General features: G+C 72.2%; 23 protein-coding genes. 11 read left to right on the top strand and 12 right to left on the bottom strand.

Annotated features, from left to right (window positions below; translation table 11 throughout):
* Nucleotides 1-6: 6 nt before the first annotated feature.
* Genes ABT369_RS33545 through ABT369_RS33515 form a run of 7 tightly spaced genes read right to left on the bottom strand, consistent with a single transcriptional unit; the run spans nt 7 to nt 5,237 of the window.
* Nucleotides 7-1,047, bottom strand: a complete 1,041-nt coding sequence (locus tag ABT369_RS33545) for a zinc-dependent dehydrogenase (RefSeq protein WP_350617986.1) — start codon at nt 1,045-1,047, stop codon at nt 7-9.
* The gene (locus ABT369_RS33540) at nt 1,044-1,478 is read right to left on the bottom strand and encodes a PTS mannitol transporter subunit IIA (protein WP_350617984.1); all 435 of its coding nucleotides are present in this window, start codon (nt 1,476-1,478) and stop codon (nt 1,044-1,046) included. The genes ABT369_RS33545 and ABT369_RS33540 overlap by 4 nt, the downstream gene beginning before the upstream one ends.
* On the bottom strand, nt 1,471-1,779 hold the full coding sequence (locus ABT369_RS33535) for a PTS sugar transporter subunit IIBC family protein (RefSeq protein ID WP_350617982.1): 309 nt from the start codon (nt 1,777-1,779) through the stop codon (nt 1,471-1,473). The genes ABT369_RS33540 and ABT369_RS33535 overlap by 8 nt, the downstream gene beginning before the upstream one ends.
* A gap of 3 nt (nt 1,780-1,782) precedes the next feature.
* A complete protein-coding gene (mtlA, locus tag ABT369_RS33530; RefSeq protein WP_350617980.1) occupies nt 1,783-2,925 on the bottom strand; it encodes a mannitol-specific PTS transporter subunit IIC in 1,143 nt (380 codons plus the stop codon).
* Between the two features lie 12 nt (nt 2,926-2,937).
* Nucleotides 2,938-3,888 (bottom strand): 1-phosphofructokinase, encoded by a 951-nt coding sequence (gene pfkB / locus ABT369_RS33525; RefSeq protein WP_350617978.1) that lies wholly within the window; start codon nt 3,886-3,888, stop codon nt 2,938-2,940.
* The gene (locus ABT369_RS33520; protein WP_350617976.1) at nt 3,885-4,646 is read right to left on the bottom strand and encodes a DeoR/GlpR family DNA-binding transcription regulator; all 762 of its coding nucleotides are present in this window, start codon (nt 4,644-4,646) and stop codon (nt 3,885-3,887) included. Before ABT369_RS33520 ends, pfkB begins: the two co-directional genes overlap by 4 nt.
* Nucleotides 4,647-4,655: 9 nt before the next feature.
* A complete protein-coding gene (locus ABT369_RS33515; protein ID WP_350618198.1) occupies nt 4,656-5,237 on the bottom strand; it encodes a hypothetical protein in 582 nt (193 codons plus the stop codon).
* Nucleotides 5,238-5,414: 177 nt separating this feature from the next.
* Between ABT369_RS33515 and ABT369_RS33510 the strand changes: the two genes are divergently transcribed.
* Genes ABT369_RS33510 through ABT369_RS33490 form a run of 5 tightly spaced genes read left to right on the top strand, consistent with a single transcriptional unit; the run spans nt 5,415 to nt 8,589 of the window.
* Entirely contained in the window at nt 5,415-5,933 is a 519-nt protein-coding gene (locus ABT369_RS33510; protein WP_350617974.1) for a hypothetical protein, read from the top strand.
* 56 nt (nt 5,934-5,989) lie between these two features.
* A complete protein-coding gene (locus tag ABT369_RS33505) occupies nt 5,990-7,102 on the top strand; it encodes a sensor histidine kinase (RefSeq protein ID WP_350617972.1) in 1,113 nt (370 codons plus the stop codon).
* Nucleotides 7,099-7,758, top strand: coding sequence for a response regulator (locus tag ABT369_RS33500; RefSeq protein WP_350617970.1), 660 nt, complete (start codon nt 7,099-7,101; stop codon nt 7,756-7,758). Before ABT369_RS33505 ends, ABT369_RS33500 begins: the two co-directional genes overlap by 4 nt.
* 25 nt (nt 7,759-7,783) lie before the next feature.
* Entirely contained in the window at nt 7,784-8,107 is a 324-nt protein-coding gene (locus ABT369_RS33495; RefSeq protein WP_350617968.1) for an ArsR/SmtB family transcription factor, read from the top strand.
* Nucleotides 8,104-8,589: an SRPBCC domain-containing protein gene (locus tag ABT369_RS33490; RefSeq protein ID WP_350617966.1), complete on the top strand. Its 486-nt coding sequence runs from the start codon at nt 8,104-8,106 to the stop codon at nt 8,587-8,589. Before ABT369_RS33495 ends, ABT369_RS33490 begins: the two co-directional genes overlap by 4 nt.
* Here ABT369_RS33490 and ABT369_RS33485 read toward each other — a convergent pair.
* Entirely contained in the window at nt 8,583-10,190 is a 1,608-nt protein-coding gene (locus ABT369_RS33485; protein WP_350617964.1) for a methyl-accepting chemotaxis protein, read from the bottom strand. The genes ABT369_RS33490 and ABT369_RS33485 overlap by 7 nt on opposite strands.
* Before the next feature lie 241 nt (nt 10,191-10,431).
* Between ABT369_RS33485 and ABT369_RS33480 the strand changes: the two genes are divergently transcribed.
* The 5 genes from ABT369_RS33480 to ABT369_RS33460 all read left to right on the top strand — a co-directional run bounded on the left by ABT369_RS33480 (nt 10,432) and on the right by ABT369_RS33460 (nt 18,600).
* Nucleotides 10,432-13,575 carry a glycosyl hydrolase family 95 catalytic domain-containing protein gene (locus ABT369_RS33480; protein WP_350617962.1) on the top strand — a complete coding sequence of 1,048 codons (3,144 nt, stop codon included), beginning with the start codon at nt 10,432-10,434 and terminating at the stop codon, nt 13,573-13,575.
* Nucleotides 13,576-13,815: 240 nt separating this feature from the next.
* Entirely contained in the window at nt 13,816-15,126 is a 1,311-nt protein-coding gene (locus ABT369_RS33475; protein ID WP_350617960.1) for an enolase C-terminal domain-like protein, read from the top strand.
* The gene (locus tag ABT369_RS33470) at nt 15,123-16,154 is read left to right on the top strand and encodes a sugar ABC transporter substrate-binding protein (protein WP_350617958.1); all 1,032 of its coding nucleotides are present in this window, start codon (nt 15,123-15,125) and stop codon (nt 16,152-16,154) included. The genes ABT369_RS33475 and ABT369_RS33470 overlap by 4 nt, the downstream gene beginning before the upstream one ends.
* Complete coding sequence (locus tag ABT369_RS33465; RefSeq protein ID WP_350617956.1) at nt 16,151-17,635, top strand: sugar ABC transporter ATP-binding protein; 1,485 nt, start codon at nt 16,151-16,153, stop codon at nt 17,633-17,635. Before ABT369_RS33470 ends, ABT369_RS33465 begins: the two co-directional genes overlap by 4 nt.
* Entirely contained in the window at nt 17,632-18,600 is a 969-nt protein-coding gene (locus tag ABT369_RS33460; protein ID WP_350617954.1) for an ABC transporter permease, read from the top strand. The genes ABT369_RS33465 and ABT369_RS33460 overlap by 4 nt, the downstream gene beginning before the upstream one ends.
* A 45-nt stretch (nt 18,601-18,645) precedes the next feature.
* Here ABT369_RS33460 and ABT369_RS33455 read toward each other — a convergent pair whose 3' ends face one another.
* The 4 genes from ABT369_RS33455 to ABT369_RS33440 all read right to left on the bottom strand — a co-directional run bounded on the left by ABT369_RS33455 (nt 18,646) and on the right by ABT369_RS33440 (nt 21,951).
* On the bottom strand, nt 18,646-20,217 hold the full coding sequence (locus ABT369_RS33455; RefSeq protein WP_350617952.1) for a putative Ig domain-containing protein: 1,572 nt from the start codon (nt 20,215-20,217) through the stop codon (nt 18,646-18,648).
* A 129-nt stretch (nt 20,218-20,346) separates the two neighbouring features.
* Nucleotides 20,347-21,030, bottom strand: a complete 684-nt coding sequence (locus tag ABT369_RS33450; RefSeq protein ID WP_350617950.1) for an RraA family protein — start codon at nt 21,028-21,030, stop codon at nt 20,347-20,349.
* 97 nt (nt 21,031-21,127) lie between these two features.
* Complete coding sequence (locus tag ABT369_RS33445; RefSeq protein ID WP_350617948.1) at nt 21,128-21,616, bottom strand: roadblock/LC7 domain-containing protein; 489 nt, start codon at nt 21,614-21,616, stop codon at nt 21,128-21,130.
* Nucleotides 21,613-21,951 carry a hypothetical protein gene (locus tag ABT369_RS33440; RefSeq protein ID WP_350618196.1) on the bottom strand — a complete coding sequence of 113 codons (339 nt, stop codon included), beginning with the start codon at nt 21,949-21,951 and terminating at the stop codon, nt 21,613-21,615. Before ABT369_RS33440 ends, ABT369_RS33445 begins: the two co-directional genes overlap by 4 nt.
* 348 nt (nt 21,952-22,299) lie before the next feature.
* Between ABT369_RS33440 and ABT369_RS33435 the strand changes: the two genes are divergently transcribed.
* Nucleotides 22,300-25,629, top strand: a complete 3,330-nt coding sequence (locus tag ABT369_RS33435) for a glycoside hydrolase family 3 C-terminal domain-containing protein (protein WP_350617946.1) — start codon at nt 22,300-22,302, stop codon at nt 25,627-25,629.
* The last annotated feature ends 411 nt before the right edge of the window (nt 25,630-26,040 follow it).

Below are 26,040 nucleotides of genomic sequence, written 5' to 3'. Positions count from 1 at the left end.
TGCCTCCTAAGGTTCGACGGTCACCTTGATCGCCTCGCCGCGGGCGACGATCCCGAAGGCGTCGAGCGCGTCCTGCAGCGGCAGCCGGTGGGTGATGAGGTCGGCGACGGGGACGGCGCCCTCGGCGATGAGCCGCAGCGCCTCCTTGTTGTGCTGGGGGCTGGAGCCGTTCGCGCCGACGATGGTCAGCTCGCGGTAGTGCACGAGGTTGGAGTCGAGCGCGATGACCGGCTTGTCCTTGGGCAGCCCGCCGAAGAAGCTGATCCGGCCCTGCCGCGCGGCCATCTGCACCGCCTGCTCCTGGGCCGCGCCCGCCGCGGCGGCGGTGATGACGACGTCGGCCCCCCGGCCCTCGGTCAGCTTCAGCACCGCGTCCACGACATCCGTCTCCGAGCCGCAGATGGCGGCGTCGGGGTGCACGAGGTTCGCGGCGAGGTCGAGCCGCTCGCGGTTGAGGTCGACGAGGAACACGCGGGCGGCGCCGCGGGCCCGGGCCAGCCGCACGTGCAGGCAGCCGATCGGGCCGGAGCCCATGACGACCACGTCGTCGCCCTCGCCGACGCCGGCCAGGTTCTGCCCGTTGAGCACGCAGGCGAGGGGCTCGGCGACGGAGGCCTCGGCGAAGCTCAGCCCGTCGGGGATGCGGTTGAGTCCGTCGACGGCGAGCACGTTCGGCGGCACGATCATGTACTCCGCGAACCCGCCGTCGAAGTGGTAGCCCATCGACACCTGGTTGGGGCAGACCGTCATCCGGCCCCGGCGGCACTCGGCGCACTGCCCGCACGGGATCGCGGCGATGACCTGCACCCGGTCGCCGGGCGCCCATCCCTGCACGTCCGCGCCGGCCTCGACGACCTCGCCGGCGATCTCGTGGCCCATGACCCGCGGCGGCACGATGTGGTGATGGCCGAAGTTCAAGATCTTGACGTCGGTACCGCACGTCGAGCACGCCCGCACCCGGATCTTCACGTCGCCGGGGCCGGGCGACGGCTCGGGTGCGTCCTCGATGCGGACGTCGCCGGGGGCATGGAACCGTACAACTCTCACGATCGCTCCAAAACAAGCAGGTCGAGCACTTCGTCGGCACTGGTCGCGGCGCGCAGCCGGGCCGCCTGGTCGGGGTCCATCAGGATCTCGGCGAGCGCGGCGAGGATGTCCACGTGACCGTCGCCGGCGGCGGCGATCGCGACGCACACACGCACGTCCTCGCCGCCCCAGTCGACGCCGTCGGGGAACGCGAGCACCGCGAGGGCGTCGCGCACGACGGTCTCCTTGCTGTTGAGGGTGCCGTGCGGGATCGCGACGCCCTCGCCGATGTACGTGGAGACGCTCTGCTCGCGCTCGAGCATCGCCTCGACGTACGCCGGGCCGACCGCCCCGATCTCGATCAGCACGGCGCCGCAGCGGCGGATGGCCTCGTCCCGCGATCCGGCCCGTTCGCCGAGCCGGATCGCGTCACGGGCGAGCAGGTCACCCACTGAGTTCACCGCCGCGCTGCACCACCTGCACGACCTTCGTGACGGCGGGGTCGCCGATGAACACCTGGAACGCGATGATGACCTTGTCGGGGGCGCTCACCCGGGCCCGGGCCGCGAGGCCCTTGTGGCACAGCACGACGTCGGCGTCGGCCGGGATCGAGTTGACCGGGGTGTGCTCGACGGTCACCTGGTTCTTGGCGAGCTGGCGCTTGAGCGTGCTGGCGAGCATCACGCTGCTGCCCATGCCCGCGTCGCACGCGACGACGACCTTCTTGATGTCGCTTCCGTTGATGCTCGGCATGCCTCAGGCCTCCTGGCGGGACAGCTTGGCCGCGGCGTGCTCGGCCTCGTCCGGGTTGACGACGGTCTCCTCGTCCGGCCCGATGGCCGCGTCCTGCGCCGGTTCGTTGCGGCCGAAGCCCAGCAGCAGCGACGCGACCGCGAAGGTGACGGCGGCGGCGATGAGGATGCCGAGGAGCACGACGAAGTAGCCGCCCTTGGGGGTCACCGCCATGTAGGCGAAGATGCTGCCCGGCGACGGGGTCGCGACCAGCCCGGCGCCCGTGAGCATGAAGGTGCCGACGCCCGCGGCGCCACCGCAGATCATGGCGAGGATCAGCTTCGGCTTCATGAGCACGTACGGGAAGTAGATCTCGTGGATGCCGCCGAGGAACTGCACGATGATCGCGGCCGGCACGCTGGGGCGCAGGTTGCGCGGGCCGAACAGGAAGAACGCGAGCAGCAGGCCAAGGCCCGGGCCGGGGTTCGACTCGATCATGAACAGGATCGACTTGCCCTTGTCGGCCGCCTCGGCGACGCCCAGCGGACCGAACACGCCGTGGTTGATGGCGTTGTTGAGGAAGAGCACCTTGGCCGGCTCGACCACGACCGACGTCAGCGGCAGCAGGTCGTGCCCGACGAGCCAGTCGGCGCCCTTGCCGGCCTGCTTGGTCAGCCACTCGACGACCGGGCCGATGCCGTAGAGGCCGCCGATGGCCATCGCGCCGCCGATGATGCCGGCGCTGAAGTTGTCGACGAGCATCTCGAAGCCGGGCCGGATGCGGTTCTCGACCAGCCCGTCCCAGAGCTTCAGCACGTAGGCGGCGAGCGGGCCGATCATCATCGCGCCGAGGAACATCGGCACGTCGGCGCCGATCACGATGCCCATGGTGGCGACGGCACCCACGACGGCACCGCGCTGGCCGTGCACCAGCCGGCCGCCGGTGTAGCCGATGAGCAGCGGCAGCAGGATCGTGATCATCGGGCCGACCAGCTGCGCGATGTGCGCGTTGGGGATCCAGCCGGTGGGGATGAACAGCGCGGTGATGAGACCCCAGGCGATGAAGGCGCCGATGTTCGGCATGACCATCGCGGCGAGGTAGCCGCCGACGCGTTGCACGGAGGCTCGGAATCCCGAGCCGGTGACCTCAGGTGTGTAGCTCGACACGGGGTGACTCCTTCAGGAGGACGGACCGGAGAGCAATGGGCGGAGCTCGTCCGGCCGGGGGTGGATGGTGACGTTGTGGCGGATCAGATCGGCGGGGCCGGGCATCCTGCTGCCGGGCAGGCTGACCGCGGCCGCGCCCCAGGCGAGGCCCTCGGCGAGGGCGGCGGCCCCGCGGGCGCCGCCGGCGAGGAACCCGGCCAGCAGGGCGTCGCCGGCGCCGACGGTGCTGCGCGGCCGGGCGACCGGGCAGGTGCCGCAGATGACCCCGTCGGCGTCGACGAGGACGGCCCCGTCGGCGCCGAGGCTGGCCAGCACGGTCTGCGCGCCCCAGTCGCGCAGCTGCTGGGCCGCGGCGACGACGTCCCCGAGGTCGGTCAGGGGGGCGCCCACGACCTCGGCGAGCTCGTCCCGGTTCGGCTTGAGCAGCGTGGCCCCGGCCGCAGCCGCCTCGCGCAGGGCCGGGCCGCTGGTGTCCACGGCGACCCGGATGCCGGCCCCGTGCAGGCGCCGGCACAGCTGGGCGTAGGCGTCGGCGGGCAGCCCGGGCGGCACGCTGCCGCACAGCACGGCCCAGTCCGCGGTGCCGGCCCGGGCCAGCACGCGGTCGGTGATCTCGTCGAACTCGGCCCGGACGAGCTCCGGGCCGGGCTCGTTGACCTTCGTGACGGTGCCGTCGGGCTCGGCGAGCGTGATGTTGGAGCGCGTGCGTCCCGCGATCGGCACCGCGAGGACCTCCACGCCCTCGGCCTTGAGCAGCCGGACGAGCTGGCCGCCCTCGTCGCCGCCGCACGGGAGCACCGCGACCGACGGCACCCCGTTGGCCAGCAGCGCCCGCGACACGTTGACGCCCTTGCCGCCCGGGTCGAGGTGGGCCGCGGTGGCCCGGATGACCTCGCCCCGAGCGAGCCGGCCCACGTCCATGGCCCGGTCGAGGCTGGGGTTGAGCGTGACCGTGACGATCATGCCCGTACCACCCGCACGCCCGTGGCCTCGATGTCGCCCACGAGGTCGGCGTCGGCGCGGCTGTCGGTGATGAACAGGTCGACGTCCGCGAGCTCGCCGAACCGCGCGAGGTAGTCGTTGCCGAGCTTGGTGTGGTCGGCCAGCAGCACGGTGCGGCGGGCGGCCCGGATCATCGCCCGCTTGACCGCGGCCTCGGCCGGGTCGGGCGTGGTCAGCCCGCGCTCGACCGACACGCCGTTGGTGCCGAGGAACGCCACGTCGACGTAGAGGTCCGCGAGGGGCCGCAGCGACCAGTCGTCGACGGTGGCGAGGGTCTTGCCGCGCAGCCGGCCGCCGAGCAGCAGCACGTTGAGGTTGGTGCGGGTGCCCAGCGCCGTGGCGATGACCGGCGAGTTGACCACGACGGTCAGCTCCCGGTCGGTGGGCAGCAGGTTGGCGAGCTTGACGGTCGTGGTGCCGGCGTCGAGGATGATGGCCCCCTCCTCGGGGACCTCGGCGAGCGCGAGCTTCGCGATGCGCTCCTTCTCCTCCACGAGCACGGCGTCCCGGGTGGCGAGGGCCGGCTCGAAGCCGATGCGCTCGACGGGGATGGCCCCGCCGTGCACCCGGCGCAGGACCCCGGCCCGTTCGAGCGTGGTGAGATCGCGGCGGATGGTCTCCGACGTGACGTTGAGCTCGTCGGCCAGCCCGGCCACCTCGACCCGCCCCTGCTCGCGGGCGATGCGCACGATGGCCTGCTGCCGCTCCTCGGCGTACATGATGTGGTTTCACCGCCGTTTCGATTTGCTTGTGTTTTGTTTACGCCCGTTTATGTGGGCAGTCAAGAGTTGAACCACAGAAACCCACACCGGCCAGCCCAGCAGCCACACCACCAGCGCGAACGCCACGAACTGCGTCATGCCCTGCAGCGCCTCCGTCCGCCGCGGGTCCCCGATCCACCAGCGCGCCACCTGCAGCAGCACCACGGCGACGACCCCGGCGACGAGCGCCTTGCCGAACTCGCGCCACTCGTACCTGACCCGTTCGGGCCCGCGCTTGGGCACCACGTGCGGCGCGGGGCCACCGGCGAACCGGTGCGCGAACCGCACGTCGGCCCAGCGCACCATCGACGGCCCGAACGCCACGGAGAACCCGAGGAACACCGCGGCGATCGCGTGCGCCCGCCCGGCCGTACCCCCGCCGCGCAGATCGACGGCCGCCACGACGAGGAGCACGAGGTCGGCCACGGCGGTCGCGGCGAGCAACCCGGCCCCGGTCCGCGGCAGCCGCACCAGATAGCGGCACGCGAGCCCGGCCGCGAGCAACACCCAGAACGCGATCTCACACCCGACGATCCAAGCGATCAGCATGCCTTCGAGCCTTCCGCCCGAATTCGCCGGCCGCGTCGGCACCGCTGAGGGTTCGCCTACATCCTTGGTCGCACTCCGCTTACCCGGTGCCGTGTACGAACGGAGGAATGCACGGACGCTGATGTGGTCCTACGCTTCTCGCCGTCCAGCTTCGGCGATCACACGGGGGTAGCAGACATGGCCGGCAAGCAAGTCAACCGGCTCGCCGGGCTCGCGGCGCTCGTGGCCGTGGCCGACGCCGTCATCACGGTCCTCGGGCGGCAGACGTTCCTCGCCAACGCGGCGCAGTACGGGTGGGCCGTCGTCGACGACCCGCCGTTCGACGGGATCAGGCAGCGGTTCGTGTTCTGCGTCGCGGTCGCCGTGCTGGCCGCGGTCGTCGGCGTCGGCGCGGTGTTCCTGGTGAACCGGGCTCGGCCTGGGGCGCGGCTCGCGGTCGTCTACTCGCTGCCCGCCTGCTTCGTCCTCGACCTGTTCACCGTCGTCTACAGCCCCGGCAACGTCGGGCAGAACAGCAACGGCGAGTCGGCGGCCAAGCACGCCGAGGCCGCGGCCGCGTTCGACCGGCTGTTTCCGCTCTGGTTCACCGGCGGGCACGCCGTCGCGGTCGTCGCCCTCGGCGTCATCGCGCTGCGGCTGGTGCTCGTGCTGCGCAAGCCGGAGCACCGCGACTTCTACGAGTTCGCGGCGGCGTAGCCCGTACATCCTTTGTCGCATTTCCGCCGGGGCCCGGTGATGGTGCAATCGGTAGGATGAAGGGGCGCACGGTCGACTGGATCCTGGCCGGCAGCGGATTCGCGGCCGGGTCGCTCATGTATGTCACCGGCCAGTACCAGGCCCACGTCGACGCCCGCTGGCTCTTCGCCCCGCTCGCCGTGTGCTGCGGCGCCCTGCTGCTGCGCCGCACCGCGCCGGTCGCGTCCGTGGCCGTCGGCACCGCGGCCGTGGCCGCCGACATCGCGATCGGCCCGTCGCTCGCGACGCCGCTGGTCTACACGCAGGTGTTGTACGACGCCTGCCTGCACGGCAGCGCCCGCCTGGCCCGGCTGCTGCTGGCCACCAGCGTCGTCGGCTCGGTGGTGACCGCTGTCGCGTGCCTCGTCGTCGTCCGCGACGTCCGCTCGGTCGGGCTGGCCGTGCTCCTCGCGCTTGTCACCGTCGTGCCCATCCTCACCGGCATCCACGTGCGCCGCCACCGCGACCAGGCCGCCGTCGCGCGCCGGTCGGCCGAGCAGGTCGCGCGGCTGGCCGAGGCCGACCGGGCCAACGCGGTCGCGGCCGAGCGGGCCGGGATGGCCCGCGAGCTGCACGACGTGATCGCCAACCATCTCAGCGCCGTGGCCATCCACGCCACCGCCGCGCTCTCCACGGACCTCGGGCCGGCCGGCACCCGCGAGGCGCTCACCGTCATCCGGGAGAACAGCGTGCAGGGCCTGGCCGAGATGCGCCGGATGGTCGGCTTCCTGCGCGACGCGCAGGCCCTGCCGGACAACGCGCCCGGCGGGCTCGCCACCCTGGACGACCTCGTCGCGCGCGCCGGGCTGCCGGTCCGCCTCGAGGTGCGCGGCGCAACCGAGGACGTGCCGGTGAGCGTCGACCTGGCCGCGTACCGCATCGTCCAGGAGTCCCTGACCAACGCGCTCAAGCACGGCGACGACAGCCCGGTCACGGCGCACGTGACCCGGGAACCGCGCGCGGTCGGCATCCGGGTCACCTCCGGCCTGCCCGAGGACCGGACGACCGGCGAGGGCGCCGGGCTCATCGGGATGCGCGAGCGCGCCGCGCTGCTCGGGGGCACGCTCACCGCGGGGCCGGACGGCGACCGCTGGGTGGTCAGCGCCCGCCTGCCCTGGGAGGCGGCGTGACCGCCGTGCGGGTGCTCGTCGCCGACGATCAGCCGGCCGTACGCGCCGGGCTCGTGCTGATCCTCCGGTCGCGGCCCGGCATCGAGGTCGTCGCCGAGGCCCCCGACGGCGCCGCGGCGGTCGAGATCGGGCTGCGGCTGCGCCCCGACGTGGTGCTCATGGACCTGCGCATGCCCCGCCTCGACGGGGTCGCCGCCACCCGGGAGCTGGTCGCCGGCGGGGTCCGGGGCATCCTCGCGCTCACCACGTTCGACCTGGACGAGTACCTCTTCGGCGCCCTGCGCGCGGGCGCGGCCGGGTTCCTGCTCAAGGACGCCTCCGCGGACGAGCTGGTCGAGGCCGTGCGGACCGTCGCGCGCGGCGAGGGCGTCGTGGCCCCGGCGGTCACCCGGCGCGTGCTCGCCGCGTTCGCGGGCCCGGGCGCCCGCGCCGGGACGGTCCCCGCCCCCGTGCCGCTGGGCCTGCTCACCGGCCGCGAGCGCGAGGTGCTCGAGTGCCTCGGCGCGGGCCTGTCCAACGCGACCATCGCCGCGCGGCTCGGGATCGCCGAGGCCACCACGAAGACGCACGTCTCGCGCATCCTGGCCAAGCTGGGGCTGCAGAGCCGGATGCAGGCCGCGATCGCGGCGCGCCAGGTGAGATCGCTTGACACGTGACCAATCGGTCACATAACTTCGAGGCGTGGACGACGACGATCGCGTCTTCAAGGCCCTCGCCGATCCTACCCGGCGCTTCCTGCTCGACCTGCTCTTCGCGCGTGACGGCCGCACGCTCACGGAGCTCGAGTCCGAGCTGGAGATGACCCGCTTCGGGGTGATGAAACACCTGAAGGTCCTGGAAGAGGCGAACCTCGTGGTGACCCGGCGACATGGCCGGGAGAAGCTGCACTTCCTCAACGCGGTGCCCATCCGGCAGATCCACGACCGCTGGATCGACAAGTACACCAGCGATCACGCCCGGGCCCTGCTCGACCTGAAACGGCATCTGGAGGACGACGAGCCATGAGCGGCACCCAGGTTTACAAGGTCTACATCAAGGCCGAGGCGAACAGGGTGTGGGAGGCGATCACCTCCCCCGAGTGGAACGCGCGCTACGGCTACCGCGGCCCCATCGAGATGGACCTGCGCCCCGGCGGCGCGGTCGTCGGCCGGTCCAACCCGGGCATGCTCGCCATGGGCGCGCCCGAGATCGGCGTCGACGGCGAGGTCGTCGAGGTCGACCCGCCGAACCGGCTGGTGCAGACCTTCCGCATGCTCATGGACCCGGGCATCGCGGCGGAGGGGTTCACGCGGCTGACGTACGAGCTCAAGGAGAGCAAGGACGGCGTCACCGCGCTGACCGTGACCCACGAGCTCGGCGACGCGCCGAACATGGGCCGCCTCATGGCCGGCGAGTTCGAGGAGATGGGCGCCGGCGGCGGCTGGGCCTGGGTGCTCAGCGACCTCAAGTCGCTGCTCGAGACCGGCAAGGCCCTCGCCGATCAGTAGCGGAACCGGCCCACCAGGCCCTGGAGGTCCTGCGACACCCGGGCCAGGCTTCCGGCCGCGGAGCCGACGCCGGCCACGGTGACCGTCGTGGCCCGGGTGGCGTCGGCGACCGCGGCGACCGAGCGCGAGGCGTCGGCGGTGCTGGCCGCGACCCCGCCGATGGTGCGGGTCAGGTCGGACGTGGTCGTGCTCTGCTCCTCGATGGCCGAGGCGATGGTCACCTGCAGGTCGTTGATCCGCCCGATGACCTCGGCGATCCGCTCGATCGACGCGGTCGCGCCGGCGGTGTCGTCCTGAATCGCCGTGATGCGGGCGGAGATGTCCTCGGTGGCCCGGGCCGTCTCCGCCGCCAGGTCCTTGACCTCCCCGGCGACGACGGCGAACCCGCGGCCGGCCTCGCCCGCCCGGGCCGCCTCGATGCTCGCGTTGAGCGCGAGGAGGTTCGTCTGGCGGGCGATGCCGCCGATCACGGCGGCCATCTGCCCGATCTGCCGGCTGGACGCCCCGAGCTGGTCCATCGTCCGCGTGACCGTCGCGGCGAGGCCATGGGCGGTGACGGCGACCGCGGCCGCCTCCTGGGCGCTGGCCGAGATGGCCGAGATCGACTGCCCCATCTGCTGCGTGCCGGCCGCGAAGGTCTGCACACTGCGGGAGATGTCCCCGGTCGCGGCGGTGGCCGCGGCGGCGCGCTGCGCCGAGGACTCGGCGCTGACCGCGAGCTGGGCCGAGACGCCCGACAGCTCGCCGGAGTGGGTGGCGACCACCTGGGCTCCGTCGTCGACGGAGCGCATCGCGGCCGCGAGCCCGGCCACGAAGCGGTTGAACGACGCGGCGACGGTGGCGAGCTCGTCGCGGCCGCGCTCCTCGAGCCGGGCGGTCAGGTCGCCGTCGCCGTCGGCGATGTCGGTGAGCCGCGCGTCCAGGGCCCGCAGCGGCCGGGCGATGCTCGCGACGACCACCAGCGCGACGGCGGTCGCGACGAGCAGCCCGGCGACGCCGACGATCCACACGGTGCGGCGGCCGTTCTCGGCGGTGCGCTGGGCCCCGGCGGCGACCGCGAGACCCCGGCCGGTGACGTCGGCGGCCAGCTGGTTGGTCGCCTCGGCCATGACGTCGAAGGCATCGACGGAGTCGCCGGAGGCCAGGTCGTCGGCGGTCGCCCTGGACTCGGCGGAGCCCTGGCGGTACAACCCGATCATGCGGACGTCGATGGCCATGAAGGTGTCGAAGGCGGCCGCCGCGCGCCCCAGCAGGGTGCGCTCGCCGGCGGTGAGCGCGGCGTCCCGCAGCGAGCCGAAGTCGTCGCGCAGGGCGGCGGCGGCGTCGAGGAACTCCTTGCGCTGCCCGTTGGTGTCGTCCAGCGCGCCGGGCACGCCGCGCAGGAAGTCGAACGCGTAGCCGGTCTGCCAGCCGGAGATGTCGGCGGCGCGGAACTTCGCCTCCATGGCCAGCCGGGACACCCGCATGAGCACGCTGGCCTCGGCGCTGGCCGAGCGCTGCTGGCCGAAGCCGAGGGCGGCGGTGCCGAGCAGGACGCCCGAGACGAGCACGCCGATGACGGCGAGCAGCAGAATGCGCGTGGTGATCCGCCAGCGGCGCATGCGTCACCCCCGACGGTTGCAGCACTACAACGACACCGGGCTCATCGGCAGCCCGCGGATGTTCTTGAGGCGCGCCCGCAGTCATCCAATCTCTGCGACACTGAAGACCGGCAAATGGCCCAGCTCGGCCATTGACGACCGTCAGACCTCCCATGTTGACTGCTAGCACGGACGCGGCTCCCCATCGGCGGGCGCGAGTCGCGGCCGGACCTCGCACGATCTCTGCCGAAGGAGCAGCAACGTGGGCAAGACCCGCCGACTCGCCCTGTTCGCGGCCGTCACCGCGCTCATGGGCCCCCTCGCCGCCGTCCCGCACGGCGCCCCCGCCGCCGCCTCGACCACCGACCAGGCGTTCAACCCCGGCACCGGCATGCTCGACGTGGACTACGCCGGCTACCTGTCCAAGCACGACGTCGTCTACAACAGCCCGCAGACCAACCCCCTCTACGGCCTGACCGTCGGCAACGGCCGGACGGGCGCGATGGTGTGGAACGGCAACGGCCTCACCATGCAGGTGTCCAACGTGGACGCCTCCGAGCAGTCCGCCTACGCGGCCGGCCTCGTGAACCTCAACACGAACCCGGGCCTCGACACCGGCTACACGACGTTCCAGCAGCGGCTGTCGCTCTACGACGGCACGCTCACCACCAAGTACGACAGCAACCGCACGGTCACCGTGCTCGGCGTGCCCGGGTCCGAGGCGATGGGCATCCACGTCGAGGACTCGCGCACCGGCCTGGGCACCACGACGCTCGACCTGAGCATGTGGGACCCGGCGACGGTGACCAACAGCGCGGACGTACCCAACCTGGACACCTGGAAGCAGATCAGCACCTTCGCCGACGCGAGCGCCGCCGGGTTCAGCCGGGGCCAGAGCGACCCCGGCGGCTTCGGCTACACCCTCGCGGCCACGGTGGAGGGCGCGGCCTACACCACCCAGGTGACCGGCGGCCGCCAGGTGCGCCTGACCATCACGCCGACCGCGAGCTACACGATCTGGTTCACGGCCGCGAGCCGGGTCAACGCCCCGAACCGGGACTCGGTCGCGCAGGCCCGCAGCCAGCTCGCCGCGGCCCGCAGCGCCGGCTACCTGACCACGCTGAACAACTACCGCAGCTTCTGGCACGCGTTCTGGGCGAAGTCGTTCGTGCAGTACGGCGGCGCGGCCGGCACCGGGGACTACCTCGAGAACGTCTACTACCTGGCGACCTACATGATCGCCGCGGGCGGCCACGGCACCTACCCGTTCCACTTCATCAACGGCGTCTTCCGGGCGACGCAGGACACCACGAAGTGGAGCAACGGTTACTGGTACTGGAACCAGCGCGACGTCTACAACTCGCTGCTCGCCTCCAACCACGTCGACCTCTTCGCCACCGAGAACCGGCTCTACAGCCGCAACGCTTCGGCGCTGAAGGCCTACACCCAGACCCGCTACGCGATCGACGGGCTGTGGACGCCGGAGACGATGGGCTGGGACGGCAACGCGCGCGGCACCGTCGGCTCGGACTACGTCAACGACATCTACTCGACGGGCACCGAGGCCGCGTACAACATGTACCTGCAGTACCGCTACACCGACGACACGAGTTACCTGCGCGACACCGCGTACCCGTTCATCCGCGAGGTCGTGAAGTTCTACCAGGCGAAGCTGTCGCGGGACCCCGCGACCGGCCGCTACGGCATGGCGTCCTCGAACGCGCACGAGACCTACTGGGACGTCAGGAACGCGATCACCGACCTGGCCGCCGTCCGGCGCATCTTCCCGATCGCCATCGCGGTGAGCACCCAGCTCGGGCTCGACGCCGGCCTGCGCGCCGGCTGGCAGGACGTGCTGAACAACCTCGAGCCGTACAAGGTGAGCAACGGCGCCTGGCTGCCGCACGACCCGCCGTCGGTGCAGCAGCGCAACGGCGAGAACGTGACCGCGGAGCTCATCTGGCCGTACGACCTCACCGGCATCGGGGCGAGCGACTACGCCACGGCGCTCGCCAGCTGGAACGCCCGGCCGAACCCCTACAGCAACGTGTGGGCGAACGACGCCGTGCAGGCCGCGCGGCTGGGCCTGGGCGATCAGGCGCTGGCGGGGATGAAGCTGATGCTGCAGCGGTACCAGAACTACCCCAACGGCATGACGAACAACACCAACGGCGTCTTCGAGTACCTCGGCGTGCACCTGGCCGCGACGAACGAGTCGCTCCTGCAGTCCTACGACGACCGGATCCGCGTGTTCCCGGCCGCCCCCGGCGACGCGGGCTTCAGCGGGAAGTTCACGCTGCTGGCCAAGGACGGGTTCCTCGTGAGCTCGGAGCGCGAGGGCAACGAGACGAAGTACGTCGGGCTGAAGAGCCTGTACGGCAAGCCGGCCCGGGTGGTGAACCCGTGGGGCACCCAGGAGATCCGGGTCCGCCGCGCCTCCGACAACGCGGTGCTGACCACGAGCACGGCCGGCGAGGTCACCTTCGCCACCGCCGCGAACACGGTCTACATCGTAGAGCGGACCGCCCGGCCGCTGACGTCCTACACCCAGACGCGGCTGACCGGCACCGCCAACACCGGCGTCAAGACGCTCGCCGGCACCGCCTCCACGCTCGGCACGGCCGGCGCCGGGCAGCCTGGGCTCGTCAACGACACGGCGCTGACCTACGACGCGAACTGGTACCAGACCACGAACCGCGGCTACGGGGACTACAACGACGACACGCACCACAGCACCACCGTGGGCGCGACCGCGAGCTACACGTTCACGGGCACCGGCGTGCAGCTGCTGTCCGAGCGCTTCGGCGACATGGGCACCGTGGACGTGTACGTCGACAACGTCCTGCAGGCCACCGTGAACCTCAACGCGCCGGGCGCCCGGCAGGTCCAGCAGGCCGTCTACACGAAGTCCGGCCTGGCCAACGGGGCGCACACGATCCGGATCGTCAACACGTCCACGTCGGTCGGGATGGTCGACGCGCTGCGGGTCACCACGGGCACGACCCCGCCGCCGGCCGGGTCGGCGCTGCGGGCGCGGGTGAACACGCGCTACGTCACCGCCGACGCGGGCGGCACGAGTCCCCTCATCGCCACGAAGACCGCCGTCGGGACGGCCGAGCAGTTCGACGTCGTCGACCTGGGCGGCGGCCTGATCGCGCTGAAGGCCCGGGTCAACGGCCAGTTCGTGTGCGCCGAGAACGCCGGGGCCAACCCGCTCGTCGCCAACCGGGCGCAGGCCGGGTCGTGGGAGACGTTCCGGCTCATCCGCAACGCCGACAATTCCGTGAGCCTCCAGGCGACGGTCAACGGGCGGTACGTGACGGCGGAGAGCGCGGGCGCGGCCCCGCTCATCGCCAACCGCGACGCGATCGGGCCGTGGGAGAAGTTCGACCTGATCGCCGCGTGACGAGGATGCCGGCCGCGGGGCGCCCCGCGGCCGGCATCTGCCCCGTCGTGTCGCGTCGGCGTCGCGGCACCACGGGCGTCGCCCGGTGTCGTAGCGGTGGCTCCGCGTACCGAACCATGGGCAACCCTCGACTCGACAGTGAACATCCGAGGTATCCCGGCGTCAACCCATCGACAAACTTCTGCTCTACGCATCGAAAGCCTTGCCTTCGTCACCGGAGGCCTGCTAAACATCCGATGTATGAGCGACCGGTTCGTTTCGCTGGACACCTCCGACGTGCGGTTCCCGACCTCCCGCAGGCTCGACGGCTCCGACGCGATGAACCCGGACCCCGACTACTCGGCGGCCTACGTGGTCCTGCGCACCGACGCCGCCGACGGCCACGAGGGGCACGGGTTCGCCTTCACGATCGGCCGCGGCAACGAGGTGCAGACCGCCGCGATCCGGGCGCTGCGGCCGTACCTCGTCGGACGCCTGGCCGCCGACGTGCTCGGCGACCTGGGCGGCCTGTGGCGCGAGCTGGTGCACGACTCCCAGCTGCGCTGGCTCGGCCCCGAGAAGGGCGTCATGCACATGGCGATCTCCGCCGTGGTCAACGCCCTGTGGGACCTCAAGGCCAAGCGGGCCGGGCTGCCGCTGTGGCGGCTGCTCTCCTCGATGCCGCCGGAGGAGCTCGTGGAGCTGGTCGACTTCCGGTACCTCACCGACGCCCTCACCCCCGCCGAGGCCCTCGAGATCCTCAAGCCCGGCGCGGAGGGGCGCGAGGAGCGCGTCGCGGCGCTGCTCGCCGACGGCTACCCGGCCTACGCGACCTCGCCCGGCTGGCTCGGCTACGACGACGCCAAGCTCACCCGCCTGTGCCGCGAGGCCGTCGCGGCCGGCTTCACCCAGATCAAGCTCAAGGTCGGCGCCGATCTCGGCGACGACATCCGCCGGCTGCGCATCGCCCGGGAGGTCTGCGGCCCGCGCGTGCGCATCGCCGTCGACGCCAACCAGCGCTGGGACGTGGACACCGCCGTCGAGTGGGTCCGGGCCCTCGCGCCGTTCCACCCGTGGTGGGTCGAGGAGCCCACCTCGCCCGACGACGTCGTCGGGCACGCCGAGATCGCCCGCCGCATCGCGCCGATCCCGGTCGCGACCGGCGAGCACGTGCCGAACCGGGTCGTGTTCAAGCAGCTGCTGCAGCTGCGGGCGCTCTCGTTCGTCCAGCTCGACGCCGCCCGCGTCGCCGGGGTGAACGAGAACGTGGCGATCCTGCTGCTGGCGGCCAAGTTCGGCGTCCCGGTCTGCCCGCACGCGGGCGGGGTGGGGCTGTGCGAGCTGGTGCAGCACCTGTCGATGTTCGACTTCGTGGCCGTCTCGCGCAGCACGCACAACCGCGTCATCGAGTACGTCGACCATCTCCACGAGCACTTCACGGACCCGGTCCGCCTCCGCGCCGGCCGCTATCTGGCGCCGACCGCGCCCGGGTTCAGCTCCACCATGCGGCCCGAGAGCCGCGCCCGCTACGCCTTTCCCGACGGTCCGATCTGGAACGAGGCCCCGTCATGAGAACGCTCCCGCCGCTCGTCGCCGCCGCCCTGCTCGTCTCCCTCGCCGCCTGCGGTGACGCCGGGGGTGAGGCTCCAGCGAACCCCGGCAGTGCCCAAATCGCCGTGGACCTGCCCCGCGCCGACTCCGACTTCTGGAACTCCTACGCCAAGTACATCCCGCAGTACGCCAAGGAGAGCGGCATCAACCTGATGACGCCGACCAACTCGCAGAACGACATCGCCAAGCTCGTCGCCAACACCCAGGCCCTGACGAGCCAGGGCGCCAAGGCCATCGTGATGGCACCGCAGGACACCGGCGCCATCGCCACCACGCTCACCACGCTGGAGCAGAAGAAGATCCCCGTGGTCACCGTCGACACGCGGCCCGACAAGGGCAAGGTGTTCATGGTGGTGCGGGCCGACAACCGGGCGTACGGCCAGAAAGCCTGTGAGTTCCTGGGACAGAAGCTCGGGGGCAAGGGCAAGGTCGTCGAGTTCCAGGGGGCGCTGAGCTCGGTCAACGGGCGCGACCGGTCCGACGCGTTCGCCGAGTGCATGCGCGGCAAGTTCCCCGGCATCACCGTCTTCGCCGAGCCCACCGACTGGGAGGGCGCCAAGGCCTCGGCCGCGCTGCAGACCCGCCTCGCCCAGCACCCCGACATCAACGGCATCTACATGCAGGCCGGCGGCGTGTTCCTGGCCCCCACGCTGCAACTGCTGCGCTCCAAGAACCTGCTGGTGCCGCCGGCCGACCCCAGGCACATCGCCATCATCTCCAACGACGGCATCCCGCAGGAGTTCGACGCGATCCGCAAGGGCGAGATCGACGCGACCGTCTCCCAGCCGGCCGACCTCTACGCGAAGTACGCGCTCTTCTACGCCAAGGCCGCGGTCGAGGGCAAGACGTTCCAGCCCGGCCCGACCGACCACGGCAGCACCATCGTCCAGGTCCGCGACGGCGTGCTCGAGGACCAGCTGCCCGCCCCGCTGGTCACCAAGGACAACGTCGAGGACAAGGCCCTGTGGGGCAACCAGATCGGGTCATGATGTCCGCCGACACCCCTGCCGTGGAGGCCGTGAGCGTCACCCGGCGCTTCGGGGCCACCACGGCGCTGTGCGAGGTCTCGATGCGCATCGCGCCCGGCGAGACCCACGCGCTCGTCGGGCGCAACGGCGCCGGCAAGTCGACGCTGGTCTCGCTGCTGACCGGGCTCAGCGCCCCGGACGGCGGCGAGATCCGCTTCGGCGACGGGCCCGCCCCGCCGATCGCCGACCGCGGCGCCTGGCGGGCCCGGGTCGCCTGCGTCTACCAGCGCTCCACCATCATCCCGGCCCTGACCGTGGCCGAGAACCTGTTCCTCAACCGCCAGGGCACCCTCATCCGCTGGCCCGCGCTGCGCCGGCGGGCGGCGCAGCTGCTGGCCGAGTACGCCGTCGACGTCGACCCCGGCGTCCCGGCCGGGGACCTCGGCGTCGAGCAGCGCCAGCTCGTCGAGATCGCGCGGGCCCTGTCCCAGGGCGCCCGGTTCATCATCCTCGACGAGCCGACCGCCCGCCTCGACGCGCCCGCCATCGACCGCCTGTTCGCGCGCCTGCGGTCCCTGAGCGAGTCCGGCGTCACGATGCTGTTCATCTCGCATCATCTGCGGGAGGTGTACGACGTCTGCCACACCGTCACCGTCCTGCGCGACGCCCGCTGGGTGCTCACCGAGCCCGTCGCCGCCGTCTCCCACGACGCGCTCGTGGCGGCGATGACGGGCGAGGCCACCGGCCTGACCGCGGTCGCTCCCCGGTCCCGCGCCGGGACGTCGACGGTGCTGCGCCTCGAGGGCCTTGCGCTGCACGACGCGTTCGAACCGGCGACGCTGGACGTGCGGGCCGGCGAGATCGTGGGCCTGACGGGTTCGGGGAGCAGCGGCAAGGTAGCCCTGGCCGAGACGGTGGGCGGGCTGCGCAAGGCGTCCTCGGGTTCGGTGTTCGTCGGCGGTACCGCGGTGCGCCCCGGCGTTCCCGCCGCCCTCGCCGCCGGGATCGGCCTGGTGCCCCAGGACCGGCACCGCGAGGGTCTCGTGCCACTGCTGTCCGTGGCCGAGAACGCCACCCTGCCGATCGCCGGGCGCCTCGGCCCGGCCGGGGTCGTCGTGCCCGCGCGGCGGCGGGCCGTGGCGGAGGAGCTCATCGCCCGGTACGACATCCGCACCGAGAGCGCCGCCGCCCCGGTCGCGAGCCTGTCCGGCGGCAACGCGCAGAAGGTCGTCCTGGCCCGGGCGCTGTCGAGCGGCCCGCGGGTGCTCGTGCTCATCAACCCGACCGCAGGCGTCGACGTGCGCTCGAAGGAGTCGCTGCTCGGGGCGGTCCGTGCCGCCGCCGACGCGGGCACGGGCGTGCTCATGGTCTCCGACGAGCTCGACGACCTGCGCCACTGCGACCGGGTCCTCGTCATGTTCCACGGGCGGGTCACCGCCGAGCTGCCGGCCGGGTGGGGCGACACCGACGTGGTCGCCGCCGTCGAAGGAGTCGCCACGTGAGCACGTTGTCCGCCGCGCGGATGCGCGACCTCGCGCTGCTGCCCGCCATCGTCGTGCTGCTGGTCGTCGGCGCGCTGATCGACCCGGTCTTCCTGTCCCGGGCCAACCTCGTCAACGTCCTGCAGCAGCAGACCGAGCTGGCCCTGCTGGTGCTGGCCGAGACGCTCATCCTCATCGGCGGCCGGTTCGACCTGTCGCTGGAGTCGACCGTCGGCCTCGCCCCGGCGCTCGGCGTGGCCCTGGTCATCCCGGCGGCCAGCAACGGCATCGGCACCGAGTGGTCCGACGCCCTCGCCGTGCCGATCTGCCTGCTGGTCGGGCTGGCCGTCGGGGCGCTCAACGGGCTGCTGATCCTGCGCTTCGGGCTGTCGGCGTTCATCGTCACGCTCGGCATGCTCATCCAGCTGCGCGGGCTGCAGATCGGCGTCACCGGCGGGCAGAACCTGTTCGAGCTGCCCCCGTCGGTGCTGTACCTCGGCAACGCCACCTGGCTCGGGCTGCCCCTGTCGATCTGGCTGTGCGCGGCGATCTTCGCGGCCGGCATCGCCGTGCTCGGCTGGTTCCGCCACGGCCGGGCGGTCTACGCGATCGGCGGCAACGCCGACGCGGCCCGGGCGGCCGGCATCCGCGCCGACCGCGTGATGTGGATCGTGTTCATGGTCGCCGGGGTGCTCGCCGCGCTCGCCGGGCTGCTCATGACCGGCCGCCTCGGCTCCGTCGCGGCCGCCCAGGGCTCCGGCATGATCTTCCAGGTGTTCGCCGCGGCGGTCATCGGCGGGGTGAGCATGAACGGCGGCAAGGGCACCCTGCTCGGCGCGCTGTGCGGCGTGCTCATGCTCGGCCTCATCAGCAACATCCTGACCCTGGCCGGGGTCTCGGCGCAGTGGATTCAGGCGGTGTACGGCCTGATCATCCTCGTCGCGCTGGTGCTCGCCCGGCTCACCACGGGCAAGGCGCAGGACTGACGGCGGTGGGTGGGACCGGTCCGGGGCCGGTCCCACCCGGTCTCATCAGCCGACGGTGACGGCCGCGTCGTCGATGACGAAGGACGTCTGCAGCGAGGAGTCCTCGCTGCCGCTCCACTTGAGCGTGACGGTCTGGCCTGCGAACGCGCTGAGGCTGTACGACTTCTGCACGTACCCCGTCGCCTTGTTCAGGTTCGACAGCGTGGCCAGGGTCGTGGAGCCCGCGGAGACGGTCAGCTTGTCGTAGGCCGTCGTGGTCGTGGTCTCCGCGGAGTCGATGTGCACCCAGAACGTCAGCGTCGCCGAGCAGCCGGCCGGGACGGTGATCGACTGCGAGATGCTCTCGGTGTGCGTGGAGCCGTACCCGAGCAGCCACGCGCTGTAGGTCCCGCCGTGCGCGGCCTGGCCCTGCGAGGCCCACTGCCCGATCGCGCCCGTCGTGCCCGTCCAGCCCGTCGCGCCCGACTCGAAGCCCGGGTTCGTGAGCTTCTGGCCGCTGCAGGACCCGCCGCCCCCGCCGCTGACCGTCCACGTGAAGCTCGCGCTACCCGTGGCGCCGGTGGTGTCGCGGGCGGTCACGGTGCTCGTGGTGGTCTGGGCGGTCGTCGGGGTGCCGGAGATGAGCCCGGTGCTCGCGTTGATGCTCAGGCCCGCGGGCAGCCCGGTCGCCGAGTAGGTCAGCGTCTGGCCCGACGCCGAGTCCGTCGCGGTGATCTGCAGCGACTTCGCGGTGCCGACCGTCGCGGTCTGCGCGCCCGGGTTGGACACGGTGACCGTGTTGCCCGGCGTGCTCGCCCCGGTGAGCAGGCAGCCCGAGACCGTGAGGTCGATGGCGCGCGAGGCGTTCAGGCAGGTGGTGAACCAGTACGTCTGCTCGCCGTAGGACTGTCCCTGGTGGACGGTCACGTTGCCGTTCGCGTCGACCTCGCACGGGTTGTTGAGCGTGCAGCTCTGCCCGTCGTCGTTGCCGGTGTTGTTGATGCCGATGATGGCCCGGTCCGACGTGCGCACGATCGGCGAGCCCGAGGTGCCGTGGGTGGTCTGGCAGCCGGTGTTGTACCGGATCGAGTCGTGCCACGTCCACGTGTCCTCACGCAGGGTGGGCACGAACCCGTTGATGTTGCAGGTCCAGACCTGCTTCCAGTAGCTCGACGGGATGGTCATCGCGGTGCCGTCGGCCGGACGGGTGGCGGCCACGGTGAGCGCGGTGGTGTTGCTGTACTTCGACTTGATCTGCGCGAACGTGTCGGTGAGCTGGTACAGCGACACGTCCGTGCCGGTCATGGTGCCGTAGATGAGCTTGTCGGCCTTCACCGTTCCCAGCGCCGCGCCGCTGTCGCTCAGCAGCGTCCCGGAGCGCGTGCTGGCGCGGTTCGTGTAGACCTGGCCCGCAGGGATGAACCCGTTCTCGTAGCAGTGCCCGTTGGTGAGCAGCATGGCCCGGTCGGAGTCGACCGACTGCGGCCACCGCACCAGCGAGCCCGAGCAGTTGTTCAGCGCGATCGTCGAGCCCAGGCCGGTGACCGCGAGCGCCTGAGCAGGCGCCGGGCCGGCGACGACGCTCGCGGCGACGGCGAGGATGGCCGCGCCGACTGCGAGTGTCCGTCTCTTGCGCATGGGGGATCCCTTCGTCGGGGTACGCGCGGCGTTCGTGGGCTACGCGTAGCCGCCCGTCAATGTGATTCGCACCCTCACATTGACGAACTTCCCCGTCAACGACGGTGGACCCTATGCCTGGCCCTGCCTCTACTCCTCGATGGCCCCACCGACTCGGCGCAGGTGCCGGCGGAAGGTGTACCCGGGATCGGCCGCCCGGCGCGCGAGGTAGTCGTCGAACGCGGTCTGGCGCCGCAGCGTCTCCCCCGCCCGGATCCGCGCGGCCTGCTCACGCTCGGTGTCGCGGATGTCCCGGGCCTTGCCCAGGATGTCGTCGGCCCGGTCGGCCGCGAGGAAGACGACCCCGTCGTCGTCGGCCAGCACCAGGTCGGCCGCGGTGACGACGTGGGGCCCGAAGCGGGCGGACGGGAGGCTCTCGGACTCGCGGACGCCCAGCGGGCCCAGCGGGAGAGCGCCGTAGCTGAACACCGGCCGGCCGATCTCGAGCAGTTCGGTGGTGTCGCGGTGCAGGCCCCAGACGACCAGGCCGGCGACTCCGGCCGCGGCGGCCTCGAGCACGGTCAGGTCGCCGACGCAGGCCTCGTCGGTGCGTCCGCCGTTGTCCACGACGAGCACGTCGCCCGGCTCGGCCGCGCCGAACGCCTCGAGAAAGACGTCGACGCTGCCGTGGTGGCGGGCGGGGAGCACCCGTCCGGCCAGGCGCGTCCCGGGAATGACGGGCCTGATGCCGGCGGGCGCGATCCGCGGGGCGATGCCGGCGCGCACACAGGCGTCGGCGACGAGCGGGGTGGTGAGATCCGTGAAGTCGGGCACCGCGTCATCATGGCCCGGCGCGGGTGTCATCCGCCGGAGCCAATTCGGCGCGGGTGGTTCTGGTTCTGCTTCTGGTTCTGCTGTTGGTGCTGGTTGCTTATTGCGGCAGCAGTGCGGCGACCCGGGCGACCGCGGGGCGGGCCTCGAGGTGCAGGCGCGCCACGTTGATGCCGTCGTCGCCGAGGACCGCCAGCAGGCTGGTCGGGTTGATGGCGTAGACGGTGAAGTACCCGCCCTCGCTGCGCAGCGTGGCGTCGCGGAACGGGTTCTGCCCGAGCACCAGCGCGGTCTGCCGCCCCAGCCCGAAGGTGGTCGCGGCCAGCGCCGCCAGGTCGGCCGGCTCGAGACCCGGCGGCAGGTCGTGCGTGATGAGCAGGCCGTCGACCCCGCCGACGGCCGAGCCCCGCACGCCCGGCACGCGCAGGCGCAGGTCCGCCAGTTCCGAGCGGACCGCCGCGAGCGCGGCGGCCATCGGGTCGATCCTGGTGCCGAACGTTCCCGCCGTGCCACCCCAGGTCTGCTCCACCGGGGCGCGGCGCGGCAACCCGTCCGCGTCGGGTGGCGTCGCAGTCCCGAAATAGGTCACAGCTCGAGGCCCTCTTCGATCTGGCGCAGCTGGTGACGGGCCAGCGCGAGGTTGGCGCGGGTCTTGACCAGCGCCAGGTAGAGGAAGAGCCCGCGGCCGCCGAGCGAGCCCAGGGGACGGATGATGTGGTACTGGGTGTCGAGCGTGATGAGGATGTCCTCGACCTTGTCCGGCAGCCCGAGCATGTCGATGGTGCGCAGCTTGGCCCGCACGACGTCCGTGTTGCCGGCCGCAGCCACGGTGATGTCGAAGTCGGGGCCCCCGCCGAGCGTGCCGAGGGTCATGCCACTGGTGTAGTCCACGAGCGCGACGGCGATGGCGCCGTCGATGTTCATCGCGCCCTTGAGCGCGACGTCAAGGTTGCTGGTCAAGCCTGCCTCCGACTGTTCAAGCAAGTAGAACGCGCCCGAGCCTGACACAAGACGATCACCCGGTGCACGTTTCGTCACAGGTTTCAGACGCTCGGCCAATCGCCATCTGACCTGCCAGCCGATGCCCCGGTGACGCTAGGTTGCCCGATGTGATCATACTGCGATGACGCACGTGCAAGTACGACGGATCGACGCTGGTCACAGGCGGTTCGGAAATCGAGACCCTTGACAGTCCCGGCACCGCGCGCAAGGCTCGGAGAGCGCTCTCCCAAGGCGCCTTGCGGTCACCGCCATGACCACGATCGGAGCATCATGCCGTCACTTCGCCGTGCCCTGCTCGCCGCGGCCCTCGCCGCCGCGCTGACCGGCGGGCTCGTCGCCGGGGTCCGCGCCGCCGAGGCCGCCGACCAGCCCTGGCGCGACGCCACCCAGACCCCCGCGCAGCGCGCCGACGAACTGCTCGCCGCCATGACCCAGGCCGAGAAGCTCACCATGCTGCACGGCGGGGCCGGCTGCGGCTTCGCCGGGTGCGTCGATGCCAACACGCGGCTCGGCATCCCGCAGATCCGGCTCCAGGACGGCCCGGTCGGCGCCGGCGACGGGTTCACCGGCGTCACCCAGCTGCCGGCCCCGGTCGCCTCCGCCGCGACCTGGGACACCGCCCTGGCCCGCCGCTACGGCGAGGTCCTCGGCGCCGAGCAGTGGGGCAAGGGCACGAACGTGGTGCTCGCCCCGACCATCAACATCGTGCGCGACCCGCGCTGGGGCCGGGCGTTCGAGTCGTTCGGCGAGGACCCGTACCTGGCCGGGCAGATCGGCGCCGCCGACATCCAGGGCATCCAGAGCCAGGGCCCGATGGCCCAGGTCAAGCACTACGCGGCGTACAACCAGGAGACCAACCGCAACACGCTGTCCGACAACGCGATCGTGGCCGCGCGCACCCAGCGCGAGATCTACCTGCCCGCCTTCGAGACCGCCGTCCAGCAGGGCCAGGCCGACTCGGCGATGTGCTCCTACTCCGCCGTCAACGGGGCCTTCGCCTGCGAGAACGGGCCGCTGCAGAACGACGTGCTCAAGCGGGACCTCGGCTTCACCGGCTTCATCACCTCGGACTGGGGCGCCACCCACTCGACCGTCGCCTCGGCGAACAACGGGCTCGACATGGAGATGCCCGGCAGCCAGTACTTCGGCGCCGCGCTCACCACGGCGGTGCAGAACGGCCAGGTGTCCCAGGCGACCATCGACGACCACGTGCGGCGCATCCTGCTGTCGATGTTCCGCCGCGGCCTGTTCGACAAGACGCAGACGGTCGACACGGCCGCGGTCGTGACCACCTCCGCCCACGCCGACGTCGCGCGTCAGGTCGCGCGCGACGGTGCGGTCCTGCTGAAGAACGCCGGCAACGCGCTGCCCCTGGCCGGCGGCGCGACGGTCGCGGTGATCGGCCCGGGCGGCGGCACCCGCGCGATGGTCCAGGGCGGCGGCAGCGCCGCGGTCAACGCGCCCTACGTGGTCACGCCCTACGACGCCATCCACGCCCGCAGCGCCTCCGCCGTCTACGCGCCCGGCATCCCGGCCGCCGACGGCGCGCTGCCCCCGGTGCCGGCCGGCGCGTTCACCGGGCTCACGGCGGCGTACTACAACAGCACCGACCTCTCCGGCACCGCCGTGCTCACCCGGGCCGAGAGCGCGATCGACAAGGTGTGGGGCGGCGCCTCCCCGGCGCCGGGGGTCAACGCGACGAACTGGTCGGCGCGGTACACCGCCACCCTCCACCCGACCGTGAGCGGCACGTACCAGTTCTCCCTGACCAGCGACGACGGCAGCCGGCTCATCGTGAACGGCCAGCAGGTCATCAACAACTGGTTCAACCAGGGCAGCACCACCCGCACCGGCTCGGTCACGCTGAGCGCCGGGCAGAACGTGAGCGTCGAGGTCGACTACTTCCAGGGCGGCGGCGCGAGCAACCTGACCCTGGGCTGGTCGGCACCGGGCCAGTCCGTGCACGACCAGGCGATCGCGGCCGCCCGCGGCGCCGGCACCGCCCTCGTCTTCGTCGACAACTTCGAGTCCGAGGGCTCCGACCTGGCCGGCATCGACCTCTCCGCGGCCCAGAACCAGCTCGTCGCCGACGTGGCCGCGGTCAACCCGAACACCGTGGTCGTCGTCAACAGCGGCTCGGCGGTCGCCATGCCCTGGGTGAACAGCGTGAAGGCCGTCGTCGAGGCGTGGTACCCGGGCCAGGAGGACGGCAACGCGCTCGCGGCCCTGCTCTACGGCGACGCGAACTTCACCGGCCGTCTGCCGGTCACGTTCCCGGCGCGGCTGGCCGACGTGCCCGCGAACACCGCGGCGCAGTGGCCGGGGCAGGGCGGGCAGGTGCAGTACTCCGAAGGGCTCAAGGTCGGCTACCGCTGGTACGACGCCCAGAACGTGACCCCGCTCTTCCCGTTCGGTCACGGCCTGTCGTACACCACCTTCACCTACAGCAACCTGACCGTCGCCGCCCCGGACGCGACCGGCCGCGTGGCGGTCGCGTTCGACGTCACCAACAGCGGCACGCGCGCCGGGTCCGAGGTGCCGCAGGTGTACGTCGGGCAGCCCGCGAGCACCGGCGAGCCCCCGAAGAACCTGCGCGGCTTCGCGAAGGTCTCGCTGGCCGCGGGCCAGACCCAGCGTGTGACGGTGACCCTGGACGCGCGCAGCTTCCAGACCTGGGGCACCGCGTGGACCACGGCCGCCGGCACGCACCAGGTCTACGTGGGCGCCTCGTCCCGGGACATCCGCCTCACCGGCCAGGTGTCCATCGGCGGCACCAGTGGTGTGTACAACCCGCTTCCGAGGACCGCGTGGACGGTGACCGCGTCCTCCACCGCAGGCGCTGACGTGCCGGCCCGGGTTGTGGACGGCGACACCGGGACGCGCTGGTCGACCGGCACCCCGATGGCGAACGGCCAGTGGCTCCAGGCCGACCTCGGCTCCGCGCAGACCTTCGACCGCCTGCGCATGGACTCGGCCGGCAGCACGAACGACTACGCCCGCGGCTACCAGATCCAGACCTCCGCGGACGGGGTCACGTGGAGCGCCCCGATCGCCACCGGCACCGGCACCGCGGCCCAGGTGACCGTCGGCTTCAACGCGGTGACGGCCCGCTACGTGCGGATCGTGCAGACGGGCACGTCGACGAGCTGGTGGTCGATCGCGGAGCTGAACCTGGACACGTCCGGCACCGTTCCCCCGGCGACCGGAGTCCTGCCCCGGACCGGCTGGACGGCCACGGCCTCGGCGACGGGCGGCACCGACGTGCCGGCCCGGGTCCTGGACGGCGACACCGGGACGCGCTGGTCGACGGGCACGCCGATGGCGAACGGCCAGTGGCTGCAACTGGACCTGGGCGCGGCGCGGACGTTCAAGGAGCTGCGCATGGACTCGGGCGGGAGCGCGGCGGACTATGCCCGCGGCTACCAGATCCAGGTCTCCGCGGACGGGGTCACCTGGGGCGCACCGATCGCGACCGGCACCGGGACGGGCGCGCTGGTGACGGCCACGTTCGCGGCGCAGAACGCACGGTACGTGCGGATCGTACAGACGGGCACGTCGACGAGCTGGTGGTCGATCGCGGAGCTCAACCTGTTCTCGTGAGCACGGGCGGGCCGGCGACCCTGGAGGCGCCGGCCCGCCCGCACACCCGCTCGGCCGCGTCGGCATCGACCGTTGGCCCGCGACCACCAGGCGCAGCTCCCGCTTGGCGGTTGTGGTCGCCGGCGCCGCCGGGTGCGACAAACCCACGCCGGGACGTCCCCACCACCACCACGAAGGCGGCCCCCGCCGGCTACATCCGCAGCCGACCGTCCGGGTGCGGCGGGTGCCTGTCGTCGCCGAGGGTGCCGCGGGGCCGCTCCGCCGGGTTGATGTCGCGCGGCGCCTCGGCGACACGTACCACGCCGCCGGCACCGCCGACTCCGCGACCGCGGCCCGGGCGGTTCGCACACCGCGACCACGCTCGAACGCTCCGCACGCGCGACCACGCTCGGACAGCCCACGCACCGCAAC

The organism is Dactylosporangium sp. NPDC000244, assembly GCF_040300725.1.
In the GTDB taxonomy this organism is placed as follows: domain Bacteria; phylum Actinomycetota; class Actinomycetes; order Mycobacteriales; family Micromonosporaceae; genus Dactylosporangium.
Note: the sequence above shows the minus strand (reverse complement) of the source record. Positions and strands in the feature narration are given on the sequence as shown.

What these genes read in the sequence shown, in the direction of transcription:
- ABT369_RS33465 (WP_350617956.1), top strand. Translation starts at nt 16,151, where the DNA reads ATGATGTCCGCCGACACCCCTGCCGTGGAGGCCGTGAGCGTCACCCGG.
- ABT369_RS33485 (WP_350617964.1), bottom strand. Translation starts at nt 10,190, where the DNA reads ATGCGCCGCTGGCGGATCACCACGCGCATTCTGCTGCTCGCCGTCATC.
- ABT369_RS33520 (WP_350617976.1), bottom strand. Translation starts at nt 4,646, where the DNA reads ATGTACGCCGAGGAGCGGCAGCAGGCCATCGTGCGCATCGCCCGCGAG.
- ABT369_RS33475 (WP_350617960.1), top strand. Translation starts at nt 13,816, where the DNA reads ATGAGCGACCGGTTCGTTTCGCTGGACACCTCCGACGTGCGGTTCCCG.
- ABT369_RS33455 (WP_350617952.1), bottom strand. Translation starts at nt 20,217, where the DNA reads ATGCGCAAGAGACGGACACTCGCAGTCGGCGCGGCCATCCTCGCCGTC.
- ABT369_RS33515 (WP_350618198.1), bottom strand. Translation starts at nt 5,237, where the DNA reads ATGCTGATCGCTTGGATCGTCGGGTGTGAGATCGCGTTCTGGGTGTTG.
- ABT369_RS33510 (WP_350617974.1), top strand. Translation starts at nt 5,415, where the DNA reads ATGGCCGGCAAGCAAGTCAACCGGCTCGCCGGGCTCGCGGCGCTCGTG.
- ABT369_RS33490 (WP_350617966.1), top strand. Translation starts at nt 8,104, where the DNA reads ATGAGCGGCACCCAGGTTTACAAGGTCTACATCAAGGCCGAGGCGAAC.
- ABT369_RS33505 (WP_350617972.1), top strand. Translation starts at nt 5,990, where the DNA reads ATGAAGGGGCGCACGGTCGACTGGATCCTGGCCGGCAGCGGATTCGCG.
- ABT369_RS33435 (WP_350617946.1), top strand. Translation starts at nt 22,300, where the DNA reads ATGCCGTCACTTCGCCGTGCCCTGCTCGCCGCGGCCCTCGCCGCCGCG.
- pfkB (WP_350617978.1), bottom strand. Translation starts at nt 3,888, where the DNA reads ATGATCGTCACGGTCACGCTCAACCCCAGCCTCGACCGGGCCATGGAC.
- ABT369_RS33535 (WP_350617982.1), bottom strand. Translation starts at nt 1,779, where the DNA reads ATGCCGAGCATCAACGGAAGCGACATCAAGAAGGTCGTCGTCGCGTGC.
- ABT369_RS33440 (WP_350618196.1), bottom strand. Translation starts at nt 21,951, where the DNA reads ATGAACATCGACGGCGCCATCGCCGTCGCGCTCGTGGACTACACCAGT.
- ABT369_RS33470 (WP_350617958.1), top strand. Translation starts at nt 15,123, where the DNA reads ATGAGAACGCTCCCGCCGCTCGTCGCCGCCGCCCTGCTCGTCTCCCTC.